Origin of the sequence: Vibrio furnissii CIP 102972, assembly GCF_000176175.1 — a bacterium.
In the GTDB taxonomy this organism is placed as follows: Bacteria; Pseudomonadota; Gammaproteobacteria; order Enterobacterales; family Vibrionaceae; genus Vibrio; species Vibrio furnissii.
Genome location: NZ_ACZP01000022.1, coordinates 19,334 through 34,421, shown reverse-complemented (window position 1 = coordinate 34,421; position 15,088 = coordinate 19,334). Strand labels below are relative to the sequence as shown.

17 protein-coding genes are annotated in these 15,088 nt (G+C 50.2%); 16 read left to right on the top strand and 1 reads right to left on the bottom strand.

Annotated elements, in window-relative coordinates:
* Positions 1–38: 38 nt before the first annotated feature.
* Entirely contained in the window at positions 39–596 is a 558-nt protein-coding gene (locus tag VFA_RS22155) for an isochorismatase family protein (RefSeq protein WP_004729424.1), read from the top strand.
* An 83-nt stretch (positions 597–679) separates the two neighbouring features.
* Here VFA_RS22155 and suhB read toward each other — a convergent pair whose 3' ends face one another.
* Complete coding sequence (gene suhB / locus VFA_RS22150) at positions 680–1,483, bottom strand: inositol-1-monophosphatase (protein WP_004729422.1); 804 nt, start codon at positions 1,481–1,483, stop codon at positions 680–682.
* A 178-nt stretch (positions 1,484–1,661) separates the two neighbouring features.
* Between suhB and trmJ the strand changes: the two genes are divergently transcribed.
* The 15 genes from trmJ to hisS all read left to right on the top strand — a co-directional run bounded on the left by trmJ (position 1,662) and on the right by hisS (position 15,068).
* A complete protein-coding gene (trmJ, locus tag VFA_RS22145) occupies positions 1,662–2,393 on the top strand; it encodes a tRNA (cytosine(32)/uridine(32)-2'-O)-methyltransferase TrmJ (RefSeq protein WP_004729420.1) in 732 nt (243 codons plus the stop codon).
* Positions 2,394–2,506: 113 nt separating this feature from the next.
* Positions 2,507–3,028, top strand: coding sequence for a Fe-S cluster assembly transcriptional regulator IscR (gene iscR, locus VFA_RS22140; protein ID WP_081454205.1), 522 nt, complete (start codon positions 2,507–2,509; stop codon positions 3,026–3,028).
* A 26-nt stretch (positions 3,029–3,054) separates the two neighbouring features.
* On the top strand, positions 3,055–4,269 hold the full coding sequence (locus tag VFA_RS22135; RefSeq protein WP_004729418.1) for an IscS subfamily cysteine desulfurase: 1,215 nt from the start codon (positions 3,055–3,057) through the stop codon (positions 4,267–4,269).
* A gap of 36 nt (positions 4,270–4,305) precedes the next feature.
* On the top strand, positions 4,306–4,689 hold the full coding sequence (iscU, locus tag VFA_RS22130; protein WP_004729416.1) for a Fe-S cluster assembly scaffold IscU: 384 nt from the start codon (positions 4,306–4,308) through the stop codon (positions 4,687–4,689).
* 59 nt (positions 4,690–4,748) lie between these two features.
* Positions 4,749–5,072: an iron-sulfur cluster assembly protein IscA gene (gene iscA / locus VFA_RS22125; RefSeq protein ID WP_004729414.1), complete on the top strand. Its 324-nt coding sequence runs from the start codon at positions 4,749–4,751 to the stop codon at positions 5,070–5,072.
* Positions 5,073–5,138: 66 nt separating this feature from the next.
* On the top strand, positions 5,139–5,654 hold the full coding sequence (gene hscB, locus VFA_RS22120; RefSeq protein ID WP_004729413.1) for a co-chaperone HscB: 516 nt from the start codon (positions 5,139–5,141) through the stop codon (positions 5,652–5,654).
* Between the two features lie 21 nt (positions 5,655–5,675).
* Entirely contained in the window at positions 5,676–7,529 is a 1,854-nt protein-coding gene (hscA, locus tag VFA_RS22115; protein ID WP_004729411.1) for a Fe-S protein assembly chaperone HscA, read from the top strand.
* A gap of 13 nt (positions 7,530–7,542) precedes the next feature.
* Entirely contained in the window at positions 7,543–7,881 is a 339-nt protein-coding gene (gene fdx / locus VFA_RS22110; protein WP_004729409.1) for an ISC system 2Fe-2S type ferredoxin, read from the top strand.
* Positions 7,882–7,936: 55 nt separating this feature from the next.
* Entirely contained in the window at positions 7,937–8,131 is a 195-nt protein-coding gene (gene iscX / locus VFA_RS22105; protein WP_004729407.1) for a Fe-S cluster assembly protein IscX, read from the top strand.
* 176 nt (positions 8,132–8,307) lie between these two features.
* Positions 8,308–9,600, top strand: coding sequence for an aminopeptidase PepB (gene pepB / locus VFA_RS22100; RefSeq protein ID WP_004729404.1), 1,293 nt, complete (start codon positions 8,308–8,310; stop codon positions 9,598–9,600).
* A 66-nt stretch (positions 9,601–9,666) separates the two neighbouring features.
* A complete protein-coding gene (gene ndk, locus VFA_RS22095) occupies positions 9,667–10,098 on the top strand; it encodes a nucleoside-diphosphate kinase (protein WP_004729403.1) in 432 nt (143 codons plus the stop codon).
* A 205-nt stretch (positions 10,099–10,303) separates the two neighbouring features.
* Positions 10,304–11,425, top strand: coding sequence for a dual-specificity RNA methyltransferase RlmN (gene rlmN, locus VFA_RS22090; protein ID WP_004729401.1), 1,122 nt, complete (start codon positions 10,304–10,306; stop codon positions 11,423–11,425).
* 316 nt (positions 11,426–11,741) lie between these two features.
* On the top strand, positions 11,742–12,647 hold the full coding sequence (locus VFA_RS22085) for a RodZ domain-containing protein (RefSeq protein ID WP_004729399.1): 906 nt from the start codon (positions 11,742–11,744) through the stop codon (positions 12,645–12,647).
* 8 nt (positions 12,648–12,655) lie between these two features.
* Positions 12,656–13,774, top strand: a complete 1,119-nt coding sequence (gene ispG, locus VFA_RS22080; RefSeq protein WP_004729396.1) for a flavodoxin-dependent (E)-4-hydroxy-3-methylbut-2-enyl-diphosphate synthase — start codon at positions 12,656–12,658, stop codon at positions 13,772–13,774.
* A gap of 25 nt (positions 13,775–13,799) precedes the next feature.
* Complete coding sequence (hisS, locus tag VFA_RS22075; RefSeq protein WP_038152824.1) at positions 13,800–15,068, top strand: histidine--tRNA ligase; 1,269 nt, start codon at positions 13,800–13,802, stop codon at positions 15,066–15,068.
* The last annotated feature ends 20 nt before the right edge of the window (positions 15,069–15,088 follow it).

The following is a 15,088-nucleotide window of genomic DNA, read 5'->3' as shown; positions in this document are numbered from 1 at the left end:
GGTGTCTGTTGGACTCCCGCAACTCACAGGATGCTTTTATGGCGATTACTCAACTCGATTCTCACACCGCTTTGATTGTGATTGATTTGCAATGCGGTATCGTGGCGCTGCCGCCTCAACAGACCGTGCCGGGGGTGATTGAGCAGGCCAATCGTTTGATTGATGCCTTTCATCAACAGGTGCGGCCGGTGGTGCTGGTGAATGTGGCTGGCAGCGCGCCGGGGCGGACTGACCAGCAATTAGGAGCGCATGCATTGCCCGACAACTGGGCGACGTTGGTGAAGGAACTGCATGACCAAGACGATGACATTCGAATCACCAAACGTACGTGGGGTGCGTTCATGCACACCGATTTGCATCAGCAGTTGCAAGCGTTGGGCGTGACGCAAGTGGTCATTGTGGGTATCGCAACCAGTATTGGCGTGGAATCGACCGCGCGTCAGGCGTTTGAACTCGGCTACCATGTTACGCTCTGCACCGATGCGATGACGGATTTGAACCTCGAGAATCACCAGCATGCGATTCAGGCGATTTTTCCCCGCTTGGCGGAAACGGGCAGTACGCAAGATGTGTTGGCACTGTTGACATCAAAGTGAGTGCCAACCCTCAAGTATAAAAAAAGCCCCGCGAATACGGGGCTTTTTATCAGCTGTGACGGGCTGGCATTGTCAGGGCGTTCTTATTTCAGAATCGCGCTGTTGCCGTTTTCACGGATGTGTTTCAGAATGGCTTTCACACCGCGTGGGCTTGAGCCAACGATGTTGCCAGATTTCATGTAATCAGTGCCGCCAGCGAAGTCAGTCAGGATAGCGCCTGCTTCACGAGCAATCAGTTCACCTGCTGCCATGTCCCAAGGTTTCAGACCCAACTCAAAGTAACCGTCAACACGGTTAGACGCGAGGTAGCATAGGTCCAGCGCGGCAGAGCCAGTGCGACGGAAGTCTGCACACTCGATGAACAGCGCAGAGATGATCTTCATGAAAGATTCAGAATGCTGCTTCTGTTTGAATGGGAAACCTGTTGCGAGAACGGCGCCTTGCAGATCTTTAATCGGTTGAACACGAATACGCGCGTTGTTCAGCTGTGCGCCAGAACCACGTTGTGCGGTAAACAGTTCATTGAGCATTGGATCGTAAACACAGGCAACTTCAGTTTTGCCTTTGAAGCGAACCGCGATAGAAACCGCGAAGTGAGGAAGACCTTTCACAAAGTTAGTGGTGCCATCCAGAGGGTCGATGATCCATTGTACGTCCTTATCTTTTCCTTCGATAAGACCGCCTTCTTCAGCAACGATGCAGTGCTCTGGGTATGAGCTTTTGATCGTTGAAATAATGATAGCTTCTGCTTCTTTGTCGACGTTGGTGACAAAGTCGTTCGTGCCTTTCTGAGTTGATTCAATTTTCTCAGCGTTTTCTAGAGATTTGGCAATATGGTTGCCTGCTTTTCGCGCTGCGCGAATAGCAATGTTTAGCATTGGATGCATACGAATTTCCCAAAGGATGTTAAAGAACGAAAAAGCGGCGGGCAGTATATCAAAACTTTTGCAAAAGGGAAGTGGTTATTTTTTGTTCACTTAAGAATGATGCGAACAAAGGGTCGACCATTTTACTCAGGTTTATGTTAAGATTCTGCGGCTATAAATTGAGTGGTGCAATAAGTCAATGTTAGACAATGTTAAAGTCGTTTTAGTCGGAACTTCACATTCAGGAAATATCGGTTCTGCCGCCCGTGCGATGAAAGTCATGGGGCTCAAGCAGATGGTATTGGTGGACCCACAATGTGAAGTGGACGCCCAAGCGATTGCACTGGCAGCGGGCGCGAGCGATATTGCGCTCAACGCGCAGATTGTTGACACGTTGGACAGTGCCATTGCCGATTGTGGCTTAGTGGTGGGGACCAGTGCGCGCTCTCGTACGCTGGAATGGCCAATGCTCGATCCTCGTGAATGCGGTGAAAAGTTCGCCGCCGAAGGCGAGCAGCATCCTGTGGCAATTGTGTTTGGTCGCGAACGAACCGGCCTCACCAACGATGAGCTGCAAAAGTGCCATTACCACGTGAGTATTCCAGCCAACCCGGAATACAGTTCCTTGAATCTGGCGATGGCTGTGCAGACGCTGTGCTATGAAATTCGCGTGGCGCATTTGAACCGACAGCAATCTCAGTTTTCAACAATGCCCGAAGCGGCGTATCCCCGTCACAACGAATTGGAATTATTCTACACCCACCTTGAAAAAGTGTTGGTGCAGACCCAGTTTATCTCTGAAGAGAAGCCAGGCCAGGTGATGAATAAATTGCGTCGCCTGTTTAGCCGTGCGCGTCCGGAAGAGCAGGAATTAAATATTCTGCGCGGTGTGCTCACCGCCGTAGAAAAACAAGCGCTGCATAAAAAATGACCACATTTTGGTCGGGGTTAAATACCCGACTAAATTAGTCAAATAAATACTTGACCAATTTTGTCAGGTATGAAAAACTTCTATCCACAGAAACAATGTGGATACGGTGTGATATGAGACTTACATCTAAAGGAAGATATGCAGTGACAGCCATGTTAGATGTGGCTCTGCATTCGCAACAAACCCCGGTACCCCTGGCGGACATTTCAGAGCGCCAAGGTATTTCGCTTTCATATTTAGAGCAGCTATTTTCTAAGCTGCGTAAAGCTGGCCTAGTGGCGAGCGTACGCGGACCTGGGGGCGGTTACCGTCTGGGTTCTGACGCGAATACGATTTCAATCGGTACGGTCATTGCTGCAGTTGACGAATCTGTTGATGCAACCAAATGCAATGGCAAGGGCGATTGTCAGGGTGGCACGCGTTGTTTAACGCACACTCTGTGGCGTGATCTCAGTTCACGCATCAGCGACTTCCTGAACAACATCACCTTAGGTGAGTTGATGATTGACAACGAAGTCTTAGAAATTTCAGACCGCCAAGATATTGATCTCGCGGTTAGCCAAGGGCTTGCACACAAAAATTCAAACACAGTCACCGTTGGTGCGGCACCCGTTGGTATTAACGTTCGCTCGTAGCGGCAATGTTTACATTGGAGTAAAAAATGAAACTGCCAATTTATTTAGACTATTCAGCAACTTGTCCAGTCGATCCGCGTGTTGCTGAAAAGATGGTTCAGTGTATGACGATGGACGGTAACTTCGGTAACCCGGCCTCGCGCTCCCACCGTTATGGCTGGCAGGCAGAAGAAGCGGTAGACACCGCGCGTGAGCAAATTGCGGATCTTCTCAATGCAGACCCACGTGAAATTGTCTTCACTTCGGGTGCCACAGAGTCAGACAACCTGGCGATCAAAGGTGCTGCGCACTTCTACCAAAAACAAGGCAAGCACGTTATTACTTGCAAAACCGAACACAAAGCGGTGCTGGATACCATGCGCCAGCTGGAGCGTGAAGGGTTTGAAGTGACTTACCTTGAGCCAGAAACTAACGGCCTGATTGACCTGAACAAGCTGGAAGCCGCGATGCGTGATGACACAGTTCTGGTTTCTATCATGCACGTGAACAACGAAATTGGTGTGATTCAAGACATCACGGCGATTGGCGAACTATGCCGCGCACGTAAAATCGTATTCCACGTTGATGCAGCGCAATCTGCGGGTAAGCTACCAATCGACGTTCAGGCCATGAAAGTGGACCTCATCTCTCTATCGGCTCACAAAATTTACGGTCCTAAAGGCATCGGTGCACTGTACGTGCGTCGTAAACCCCGTATTCGTCTGGAAGCTCAGATGCACGGTGGCGGCCATGAGCGCGGTTTCCGTTCTGGTACTCTGGCGACTCACCAAATCGTGGGTATGGGCGAAGCGTTCCGTATCGCGAAAGAAGAGATGCAAAAAGACTACGAGCACGCTGTTGCGCTGCGCGATCGCATGCTGAATGGCATCAGCGATATGGAAGCAGTCACCATCAACGGTGATTTGAAACAACGTCTGCCAAACAACCTCAACATCAGCTTTGCATTTGTTGAAGGTGAATCGCTGCTGATGTCTCTGAAAGACATCGCGGTATCGTCAGGCAGTGCGTGTACATCGGCAAGCTTGGAGCCATCTTACGTTTTGCGTGCACTGGGTCTGAATGACGAACTGGCGCACAGCTCTATTCGTTTCTCTTTCGGTCGTTTCACGACAGAAGAAGAAGTCGACTACGCAATCGAACTGATTCGTGTAGCGGTAAACAAACTACGCGACATGTCTCCTCTATGGGATATGTATAAAGAGGGTGTGGATCTGAGTTCTGTTGAATGGGCTCACCACTAATCGTTCCAGGGATATAGAGGATTTGAGGTAACTATCATGGCATACAGCGAAAAAGTAATTGATCACTACGAGAACCCACGAAACGTTGGTTCTTTCGATAAAGAAGATCCATCCATCGGTAGCGGCATGGTTGGTGCGCCAGCATGTGGTGACGTGATGCGTCTGCAAATCAAGGTGTCTCCAGAAGGCATTATTGAAGATGCGAAGTTCAAAACTTACGGCTGCGGTAGCGCAATCGCATCCAGTTCATTGGTAACTGAGTGGGTGAAAGGCAAATCTATCGATGAAGCCGCATCCATCAAGAACTCTGAAATTGCAGAAGAGCTTGAGTTGCCACCAGTGAAAGTTCACTGTTCAATTCTGGCAGAAGATGCAATCAAAGCGGCTGTTGCTGATTACAAGAAAAAACACGAACTGTAATTCATAAGGGAGCACACGCTGCTCCCCCCTTTAATTAATTGAGAATCAAAGGTTGTAGTATGGCCATTACCTTAACCGAAACCGCAGCAAGCCGAGTCAAATCTTACCTGGATAACCGGGGAAAAGGAGTTGGTTTACGTCTGGGTGTAAAAACCACAGGCTGCTCGGGTATGGCTTACGTGTTGGAATTCGTGGATGAACTCAACGAAGAAGATGAGGTGTTTGAAGATCACGGCGTGAAAGTGATCATCGACAGCAAAAGCCTAGTCTACCTCGACGGCACTCAGCTCGATTACAAGAAAGAAGGGTTAAACGAAGGTTTTGAGTTCAACAACCCAAATGCGAAAAGTGAATGTGGTTGTGGTGAAAGCTTCAACGTTTAACGGTTAAATCTCGGTGTTGCAGGCGGTTGTGGCTGCCTGTCGCCGAATATGAAGGACCGGTTTTACATGAATTACTTTGAATTATTTGGGCTACCAACTCAGTTTGATCTGGATGGTAGCCTTCTTTCTTCTCAGTTCCGTGAGTTGCAAAAGCGTTTCCATCCGGATAATTTTGCCACCGCGTCTGAGCGGGATCGCCTGTTAGCGGTCCAGAAAGCGGCGCAAATTAATGACGCCCACCAAATTTTGAAAAGCCCAATCAATCGCGCAGAATACCTGCTGTCACTCAATGGCGTTGAGCTTCGTGGTGAGCAACAAACGCTGCAGGATCCCATGTTCCTGATGGAACAGATGGAATTGCGTGAAGAACTTGAAGCGGTCGAGTGTAGTGCTGATCCAGAAAGTACCTTGTTTGATTTTGATGGCAAAGTCAGCAAAATGTACAAACAACATTTGGTTCAGGTTGAACATGAGCTCAATGACGGGCAATGGGAAACCGCTGCTGACACCGTACGTAAACTTAAATTTATTGCCAAATTAAAAACTGAAATAGAACGAGTGGAAGACAAGCTGCTCGGCTAGTTCAAATAAAAGGACCCATCCATGGCATTACTTCAGATTGCAGAGCCTGGTCAAAGCTCGGCGCCCCATGAGCAAAAGCTAGCCGCGGGCATCGATCTAGGCACCACCAACTCACTGGTTGCTTCCGTGCGTAGCGGGAGCGCAGACACTTTGCTCGATGAGCAAGGTCGAAGCATTCTGCCTTCGGTCGTGAACTACTCTGGCGAAGAGAGTGTGGTTGGCTACGACGCACGCGATAAAGCGCAGGCTGATCCTGAAAATACCATCATTTCGGTCAAACGCCTGATCGGTCGTTCCCTGCACGACATCCAAACTCGCTACGCCAACTTGCCTTACCGTTTCAAAGCGAGCGACAACGGCCTGCCAATTCTACAAACCGAACAGGGTGACAAAAACCCGATTCAAGTTTCCGCCGATATTCTCAAATCACTGGCCAAACGTGCTGAAAACACGCTGGGCGGTGAACTGGCTGGCGTGGTGATCACGGTACCGGCTTATTTTGATGATGCGCAGCGCGCAGGCACCAAAGATGCCGCGAATCTGGCTGGGCTACATGTGCTGCGTTTGCTGAACGAACCAACGGCGGCTGCGATTGCCTATGGCCTCGATTCTGGCCAAGAAGGTGTGATTGCAGTCTACGATCTCGGCGGCGGTACGTTTGATATTTCGATTCTGCGTCTGTCAAAAGGCGTGTTTGAAGTGCTGGCAACTGGCGGCGATTCTGCGTTGGGTGGCGACGATTTTGACCACTTGATTGCTGACTATCTGCAAGCTCAAATCGGCGTGGAAGGTAAACTCAGTGCCGAGAACTATCGCGCGCTGATCAACGCTGCGACCCAAGCTAAAATTGCGCTAACTGATGCGGATATTGCCGACGTCAGCGTGCTGGGTTGGCAAGGTTCATTGCGCCGCGAGACGTTGAACGAACTGATTCAACCCCTAGTGAAAAAGACCTTAATGGCGTGTCGTCGTGCTTTGAAAGACGCGGACGTTACGGCAGAAGATGTGCTTGATGTGGTGATGGTCGGCGGTTCAACGCGCACACCATTTGTTCGTGAGATGGTTGGCGAGTTCTTTGGACGCACGCCTCTGACCAGCATCAACCCAGACGAAGTGGTTGCGATTGGTGCGGCGATTCAAGCCGACATTCTGGCGGGCAACAAGCCGGATTCCGAAATGCTGCTGTTGGATGTCATTCCGCTGTCGCTGGGCATTGAAACCATGGGTGGTCTGGTGGAGAAAATCATTCCACGCAATACCACGATTCCAGTCGCGCGCGCGCAAGAGTTTACCACCTTCAAAGATGGTCAAACGGCGATGAGCGTGCACGTGGTGCAAGGAGAGCGTGAATTGGTGGACGATTGTCGTTCGCTGGCTCGTTTCTCACTCAAAGGCATTCCGCCAATGGCTGCCGGTGCGGCGCACATTCGTGTGACTTACCAAGTGGACGCAGACGGATTGTTGTCGGTGACGGCGATGGAAAAGAGCACCGGTGTTCAGTCTGAAATTCAGGTCAAACCATCTTATGGTCTGAGCGACGACGAAGTGGCCAACATGCTGAAAGATTCGATGGCATACGCCAAAGATGACATGCAGGCACGTGCGTTGGTGGAACAGCGTGTTGAAGCGGACCGCGTGATTGAAGGTCTGATTTCTGCGATGCAAGCCGATGGCGATGATTTGCTGACGGAAGAAGAGCGCCAAGCGCTGCTGCAAGCGATTGAAAAACTAATTGAACTGCGCAATGGCGACAACGCTGATGCCATTGAACAGGGCATTAAAGATACCGACAAAGCCAGTCAGGAATTTGCATCGCGTCGTATGGATAAGTCCATTCGTGCTGCACTGGCCGGTCATTCTGTTGACGAGATTTGAAGAGATAACCAACATGCCAAAGATTATTGTTCTGCCTCATGAAACCCTTTGTCCGGAGGGCGCGGTCCTAGAAGCGCAACCCGGGGAAACGATTCTTGATGTGGCATTGAAAAACGGTATCGGTATTGATCATGCGTGTGAGAAATCGTGCGCATGCACCACCTGTCACTGCATCGTTCGCGAAGGTTTTGATTCTCTGGAAGAGAGTGATGAACTGGAAGACGATATGCTCGACAAAGCGTGGGGCCTAGAGCCGGAATCCCGACTGAGCTGTCAGGCTCGTGTGACAGATGAAGACTTAGTGGTTGAAATTCCTAAGTACTCTCTGAACCACGCATCGGAAGATCATTAATTCGTGTGCCTCGCCTACACTGTAGCCGAGGCCACTTTGCATTAGGAACGTTGACATGAAATGGACAGATTCGCGCGATATCGCGATTGAGCTGTGTGACCAATACCCGGATGTCGATCCGCAAAACGTACGTTTTACCGATCTGCACCAGTGGATTCTGGATCTGGAAGAGTTTGACGATGAGCCAAATCGCTCGAACGAAAAGATTTTAGAAGCGATCATCCTGTGTTGGATGGACGAACGCGACTAGTCCGCTGGACGTGCTGCTCCAAAACGGAGCCAAGTTAACAGTTTTTACTAAAAAAAGCGGGCCTGATGGTCCGTTTTTTTATCAAGTTGACATTTTTACCTGACAAAATGCTAACATCCGAACGTTAATTATTCGACGTGGCCAAGATCACGCCACGACAAGGACAAGGAGAAACCATGTCTACACAGATGTCTGTATTGATTAGCCAAGATTCTGCTCAGCCTCAGTGGGGAGAAAAGGCGTTACTTTCGTTTTCTGAACAAGGTGCGGTGATTCACCTTGAGCAATCTCATGATTTAGGCGCGATTCAGCGCGCAGCGCGCAAATTGGATAACCAAGGGTTGCGTTCGCTCATGCTGGATGGCGACGGTTGGACGCTAGAAGCGATTTGGGCGTTTTACCAAGGCTACCGCGATCCGAAGAAACTGAATACGCTGGAATGGAAAGCGTTACCTCAGGCGGAACAAGCGGAGCTGGAAGCTCGCATCAAAGCGACAGATTGGGCACGCGATATCATTAACAAAAGTGCTGAAGAAGTGGCGCCACGTCAACTGGCAACCATGGCCGCGGAATTCATCAAATCGGTGGCACCTGAGCACGTCTCTTACCGCATCGTGAAAGACAAAGATCTACTCACCGAAGGGTGGGAAGGCATCTTTGCGGTGGGTCGTGGTTCTGAGCGCACGTCAGCCATGCTACAACTGGATTTCAACCCAACTGGCGATGAAAACGCTCCTGTGTACGCGTGCTTGGTGGGTAAAGGCATCACGTTTGACTCAGGCGGTTACAGCTTGAAGCCATCTAATTTTATGTCTGCAATGAAATCGGACATGGGCGGTTCGGCCATGGTCACCGGTGCATTGGGGCTGGCTATCCTGCGTGGCCTGAACAAACGCGTGAAGCTGATCCTGTGCTGCGCAGAAAACATGGTGTCTGGCCGTGCGTTGAAATTGGGTGATGTGATCACTTACAAAAACGGGAAAACCGTGGAGATCATGAACACGGATGCGGAAGGCCGTTTGGTCTTGGCGGATGGTCTGATTTACGCTTCAGAGCAAAACCCGGAACTGATTATTGATTGTGCGACCCTGACAGGCGCGGCGAAGAATGCGCTGGGTAACGATTTCCACGCGCTACTGAGTTTTGATAACGCATTGTCGCAAGATGCGCTGAACGCCGCGAAAGAAGAGCATGAAGGCTTGTGGCCGCTGCCGTTGGTGGATTTCCACCGTGAAATGCTGCCATCGAGCTTTGCCGATTTGTCGAACATCAGCTCTGGGGATTACTCGCCGGGTGCGAGCACCGCGGCGGCATTCTTGTCTTACTTTGTCACCGACTACAAAACCGGTTGGCTGCACCTTGACTGTGCCGGCACTTACCGCAAATCGCCCAGTGACAAATGGGCGGCTGGCGCAACCGGCATGGGCGTGAAAACTGTTGCCCGTATCCTGTTGGATCACGCGAAATAATAGCGAAAAATCGCGGGCAGCGTGCTGCTGCCCTTTATAACTACAATAGAAGTAAAAGGACATCTTATGGCTCTTGAAAGAACATTTTCGATTATTAAGCCCGATGCAGTGGAACGTAACTTGATTGGTGAAATTTACCATCGTATCGAAAAAGCTGGGATGCGCATTGTTGCTGCCAAAATGCTGCACCTGACGGAAGCGCAGGCGAGCGGTTTCTATGCTGAACACGAAGGCAAAGAATTCTTCCCAGGACTGAAAGAATTCATGACCTCTGGCCCGATCATGGTTCAGGTGTTGGAAGGGGAAAACGCAATTGCCCGTTACCGCGAACTGATGGGGAAAACCAACCCAGAAGAGGCGGCGTGTGGCACGCTGCGTGCAGATTATGCCATCAGCATGCGTTTGAACTCGGTGCATGGCAGTGATAGCCCGGCGTCAGCAGCCCGTGAAATTGAATTTTTCTTCCCAGAGTCTGAGCTTTGTCCACGTAGTAAATAAGCTCGATTTGGTGTAAAAAAGCCCTCAGCATGAGGGCTTTTTTGTGCCTGAAACGACGCTCAGTCATACTCGTTCTGGGTGGCTGTTTTTTAATCACAATAATATTAATGCCTTAGTAAAGTCATGGATTTGCAGCTCTTGTTGTCATTGCGTAAAGGCTGTACAATTCGCGCCCTTAATTCTTGTTCCATCTCTGAGAGGCTACATGACCACAGAAAAAGTCAATCTGCTCGATTTTGATCGCAAAGGCTTACGCGCATATTTCGCTGATGAATTGGGTGAGAAAGCGTTCCGCGCGGATCAAATCATGAAGTGGATCTATCACTTTGGTTGTGATGATTTCGACAAGATGACGAACATCAACAAGAAACTGCGTGAACAACTGAAAGAACGTTGTGAAATTCGTGCGCCGTACGTTTCTGAAGCGCAACATTCCAGTGATGGCACCATCAAATGGGCGATGCGTGTCGGCGATCAAGACGTCGAAACCGTGTACATTCCTGAAGATGACCGTGCCACGCTGTGTGTGTCATCTCAAGTTGGTTGTGCGCTGGAATGTAAATTCTGCTCCACTGCTCAGCAAGGCTTTAACCGTAACCTGCGTGTGTCTGAAATCATTGGTCAGGTATGGCGTGCGGCTCGCGAAATTGGTCTGGAAAAAGAGACTGGCCGTCGTCCGATCACCAACGTGGTGATGATGGGAATGGGCGAACCGTTGCTGAACATGAAAAACCTGATCCCAGCCTTGGAAATCATGTTGGATGATCTCGGCTTTGGTTTGTCGAAACGCCGCGTGACGGTATCGACTTCAGGGGTGGTGTCCGGTTTGGATCAGATGACTGGCCAAATTGACGTGGCATTGGCGATCTCATTGCATGCGCCGAACGACACGCTGCGTAGCGAAATCATGCCTATCAACGATCGCTGGGACATTCAAGACTTCCTTGCCTCGGTACGTCGTTACATCGCCTCATCAAACGCCAACCGTGGCAAAGTGACCGTGGAATACGTGCTGCTAGACCATGTGAACGATGGCACCGAACATGCGCATGAACTGGCGCAGTTGATGAAAGACACACCGTGTAAAATCAACTTGATTCCGTTTAACCCATACCCGGGTTCGCCGTATAAAAAACCAAGCAACTCGCGCATCGACCGTTTCCAAAAAACACTGATGCAATACGATCACACCGTGACTGTGCGTAAAACGCGTGGTGATGATATCGATGCTGCGTGTGGTCAATTGGTCGGTGATGTGATTGACCGCACCAAACGCACCAAGATGAAACAGGCGGACGAAAACGCAATTCCAGTCAAGACGCTGTAATTCATTGATGTTTCAAAAAGCCAGAGCTTGCTCTGGCTTTTTGCTTTTGGGCGTTTTTTCATCCCTTTGGACCATTTTCAATGTCAATTTAACGAAAAACCTTGACGTGTCTGTAATTTCTTTCCCAAATCCATGTTGTTTACCGCCTAATATCTATTAGAATGATTCTCTGTTATCAAAGTCGATTGAAATTACTGATACAATTGACGCTACCACATTCCTTATGTTGAAGCCGGTGACGAATTCGCTACTAACAATGAAGAATAAAGGCGAGTGGAAACAGGCTTGAGCACAAAACACGAGATTGATATCGCGGATGAATACAGAACAAGACAACATCACAGAAAGCACATCAACAGTACAACCCGGCACGCTTCTTAAAGAAAAACGTGAAGCGTTAGGCCTGACTCAAAAGCAAGTCGCTGACCGACTGAGACTGCGCGTTACCATTATTCAAAATATTGAAGAAAACAATTTTGATTCTGATTTAGTGGCCACGTTTACGCGTGGCTACCTGCGTTCTTACGCCAAAGCGGTTGGGGTACCCGACCACCAAATTTTGGATGCATTTGAAGCAAGCGTCAGCACTGAACCTCAAGAGCAGACCATGCAGAGCTTCTCAAAGAAAACCAAACGCGAGAAGCATGACAGCCGCATCATGACCATTACATGGATCATTTTGTTGGTGATCATTGGGATGTCGTCGCTGTGGTGGTGGCAGAACAATGAACAAGATACGTTAAAACCGGATCACAATGCGCAAGCCGTGTCTGCTGTGGCGGATCAAGCGGCCGCGCCAAGTGCGGATGAACCGCAACCTGAATTCAACACCATTGATGCGCTGCAAAACGAGGCGTCTGGCGCGCAAGCGACCGAAGAGCCAAGCGACGAAGAGATGGTGATGGACGAGCCAGCACCCGCAAACACCGTGACTGAGCCTGAAGTGGTGCCAGTGGCACCCCAAGCGGCAGACGATGCTACGGCAGGGGATCTGCTGACGATGAATTTCAGTTCTGATTGCTGGATTCAGGTGAAAGATGCAGCGGGTAAAACGCTCTCAACCGGCATTAAGAAAGCCGGCCAGACACTAAATCTACGTGGTCAGAAGCCGCTACAAGTGATTCTTGGTGCTCCGGAAGGGGTTTCAGTCACATTTGCGAGTGAACCTGTCGACCTTTCTGGGTATACTTCCGGTAAAGTAGCACGATTCACCTTACCTTAGACAATACTATGCAACACGAGTCTCCTATCAAACGTCGCCCATCGACACGCATTTACGTGGGTGACGTGCCAATTGGCGATGGTGCACCGATCGCCGTCCAATCCATGACCAACACGCGCACCACCGATGTGGAAGCAACCGTGGCGCAAATTCGCGCGTTGGAAAATGTGGGTGCAGATATCGTACGTGTCTCGGTTCCAACCATGGATGCCGCAGAAGCGTTTAAACTCATCAAGCAACAGGTTTCTGTCCCGCTGGTGGCCGATATCCATTTTGACTACCGTATTGCGCTGAAAGTGGCGGAATATGGCGTCGACTGTCTGCGAATTAACCCCGGAAACATCGGTAATGAAGACCGAATCCGTTCGGTGGTGGATTGCGCACGTGACAAGGGCATTCCAATTCGTATTGGTGTCAATGGTGGCTCGCTGGAAAAAGACATCCAAATGAAATATGGCGAACCGACCCCAGCCGCGCTGGTGGAATCGGCGATGCGCCATGTCGACATCTTGGATCGCCTGAACTTCGACCAATTCAAAGTCAGTGTGAAAGCGTCTGACGTATTCCTTGCGGTCGACTCTTATCGCCTACTGGCGCAAAAAATTGATCAACCCTTGCACCTTGGGATCACCGAAGCCGGTGGTGCGCGTGCGGGGTCGGTGAAATCTGCGGTCGGTCTAGGCATGCTGCTGGCAGAAGGCATTGGCGATACACTGCGTATTTCCTTGGCGGCGAACCCGGTGGAAGAGATCAAAGTGGGCTTTGACATTCTGAAGTCACTGCGCATTCGTTCCCGCGGCATCAACTTCATTGCTTGCCCAAGCTGCTCGCGTCAGGAATTTGATGTGATCGCGACGGTGAATGCACTGGAACAGCGCCTGGAAGATGTGCTGACGCCAATGGACGTCTCCATCATCGGCTGTGTCGTCAACGGTCCGGGTGAAGCGGAAGTGTCTCATCTGGGTTTGGCAGGCAGCAATAAGAAGAGCGCATTCTATGAAGATGGTGTGCGTCAGAAAGAGCGTTTCGACAACGATGATTTGGTCGATCAGCTGGAAGCGAAGATTCGCGCCAAAGCCGCTCAGCTGGATGTGAAAAATCGCATCGATGTTCAGCAACAAGATTAATCTCAACGATATTACGGTAAGTACTGTGGCAAAGACTATTCAAGCAATTCGAGGCATGAACGATTGCCTCCCTACTCAGTCTCCGCTTTGGCAAAAAGTGGAAGGCATTGTGAAAAACGTGATTAGCGCATACGGCTACAACGAAGTGCGCATGCCAATCGTTGAGATGACTCATCTGTTCAGCCGCGCGATCGGTGAAGTCACTGACGTGGTTGAAAAAGAGATGTACACCTTTGAAGACCGCAATGGCGATAGCCTGACGCTGCGTCCAGAAGGCACGGCGGGCTGTGTCCGTTCAGGCATCGAAAACGGTTTGTTGTACAACCAAGAGCAGCGCCTATGGTACATGGGCCCGATGTTCCGTCACGAGCGCCCACAAAAAGGTCGCTACCGCCAATTCCACCAATGTGGTGTCGAAGTGTTCGGCATTGATGGTCCAGACGTTGATGCTGAATTGATCATGATGACCGCACGCCTGTGGCGTGAATTGGGCATCGCGGATTACGTGCGTCTTGAACTCAACTCGATCGGTTCTTTGGAAGCGCGCGCAAACTACCGCACCGCGCTGATTGAATACCTTGAGCAATACCAAGACGTTCTGGATGAAGACTGCAAACGCCGTATGTACACCAACCCACTGCGCGTGCTGGACACCAAAAACCCAGATGTGCAGGCTGTACTGGGTGACGCACCGAAGCTTTCTGATTATTTAGATACTGAATCTAAACAACATTTCGCAGGTTTGTGTGAACTTCTTGACGCCGCAGGTATCGAATACACCATTAATGAGCGTTTAGTCCGAGGTTTGGATTACTACAACCGCACCGTATTTGAGTGGATGACTGACAGCCTAGGCGCACAGGGCACTGTGTGTGGCGGCGGTCGTTACGATGGTCTGGTTGAGCAGTTGGGCGGTAAAGCCACACCAGCGGTGGGTTTCGCAATGGGCCTTGAGCGTCTTGTGCTGATGATGGAAACCTTGGGCAACACCGACGTACGTCGTAACGTTGATGTGTACATGGTGACTGCCGGTGAAGGCACGCTGACGGCGGGTATGAAGCTAGCGGAACAGCTACGCGAGCAGATCCCTGGCCTGCGCGTGATGACGCACTTTGGTGGTGGTAACTTTAAGAAACAATTTAAACGCGCGGACAAAGTCGGCGCAGCCGTTGCTCTGGTACTGGGTGAAAACGAAGTGGCAGAGCACACCGTAGTTCTCAAAGACCTGGCTGGTGGTGAACAAGAAACGATTTCTCAAACTGAAGTTGCGAGCAAACTGGCTCACCTCGTCTAAACGCAAATTTTGAGATGTCA

What these genes read in the sequence shown, in the direction of transcription:
- VFA_RS22135 (WP_004729418.1), top strand. Translation starts at nt 3,055, where the DNA reads ATGAAACTGCCAATTTATTTAGACTATTCAGCAACTTGTCCAGTCGAT.
- trmJ (WP_004729420.1), top strand. Translation starts at nt 1,662, where the DNA reads ATGTTAGACAATGTTAAAGTCGTTTTAGTCGGAACTTCACATTCAGGA.
- rlmN (WP_004729401.1), top strand. Translation starts at nt 10,304, where the DNA reads ATGACCACAGAAAAAGTCAATCTGCTCGATTTTGATCGCAAAGGCTTA.
- fdx (WP_004729409.1), top strand. Translation starts at nt 7,543, where the DNA reads ATGCCAAAGATTATTGTTCTGCCTCATGAAACCCTTTGTCCGGAGGGC.
- ndk (WP_004729403.1), top strand. Translation starts at nt 9,667, where the DNA reads ATGGCTCTTGAAAGAACATTTTCGATTATTAAGCCCGATGCAGTGGAA.
- pepB (WP_004729404.1), top strand. Translation starts at nt 8,308, where the DNA reads ATGTCTACACAGATGTCTGTATTGATTAGCCAAGATTCTGCTCAGCCT.
- iscU (WP_004729416.1), top strand. Translation starts at nt 4,306, where the DNA reads ATGGCATACAGCGAAAAAGTAATTGATCACTACGAGAACCCACGAAAC.
- iscA (WP_004729414.1), top strand. Translation starts at nt 4,749, where the DNA reads ATGGCCATTACCTTAACCGAAACCGCAGCAAGCCGAGTCAAATCTTAC.
- hscA (WP_004729411.1), top strand. Translation starts at nt 5,676, where the DNA reads ATGGCATTACTTCAGATTGCAGAGCCTGGTCAAAGCTCGGCGCCCCAT.
- VFA_RS22085 (WP_004729399.1), top strand. Translation starts at nt 11,742, where the DNA reads ATGAATACAGAACAAGACAACATCACAGAAAGCACATCAACAGTACAA.
- iscR (WP_081454205.1), top strand. Translation starts at nt 2,507, where the DNA reads ATGAGACTTACATCTAAAGGAAGATATGCAGTGACAGCCATGTTAGAT.
- suhB (WP_004729422.1), bottom strand. Translation starts at nt 1,483, where the DNA reads ATGCATCCAATGCTAAACATTGCTATTCGCGCAGCGCGAAAAGCAGGC.
- ispG (WP_004729396.1), top strand. Translation starts at nt 12,656, where the DNA reads ATGCAACACGAGTCTCCTATCAAACGTCGCCCATCGACACGCATTTAC.
- VFA_RS22155 (WP_004729424.1), top strand. Translation starts at nt 39, where the DNA reads ATGGCGATTACTCAACTCGATTCTCACACCGCTTTGATTGTGATTGAT.
- hscB (WP_004729413.1), top strand. Translation starts at nt 5,139, where the DNA reads ATGAATTACTTTGAATTATTTGGGCTACCAACTCAGTTTGATCTGGAT.
- iscX (WP_004729407.1), top strand. Translation starts at nt 7,937, where the DNA reads ATGAAATGGACAGATTCGCGCGATATCGCGATTGAGCTGTGTGACCAA.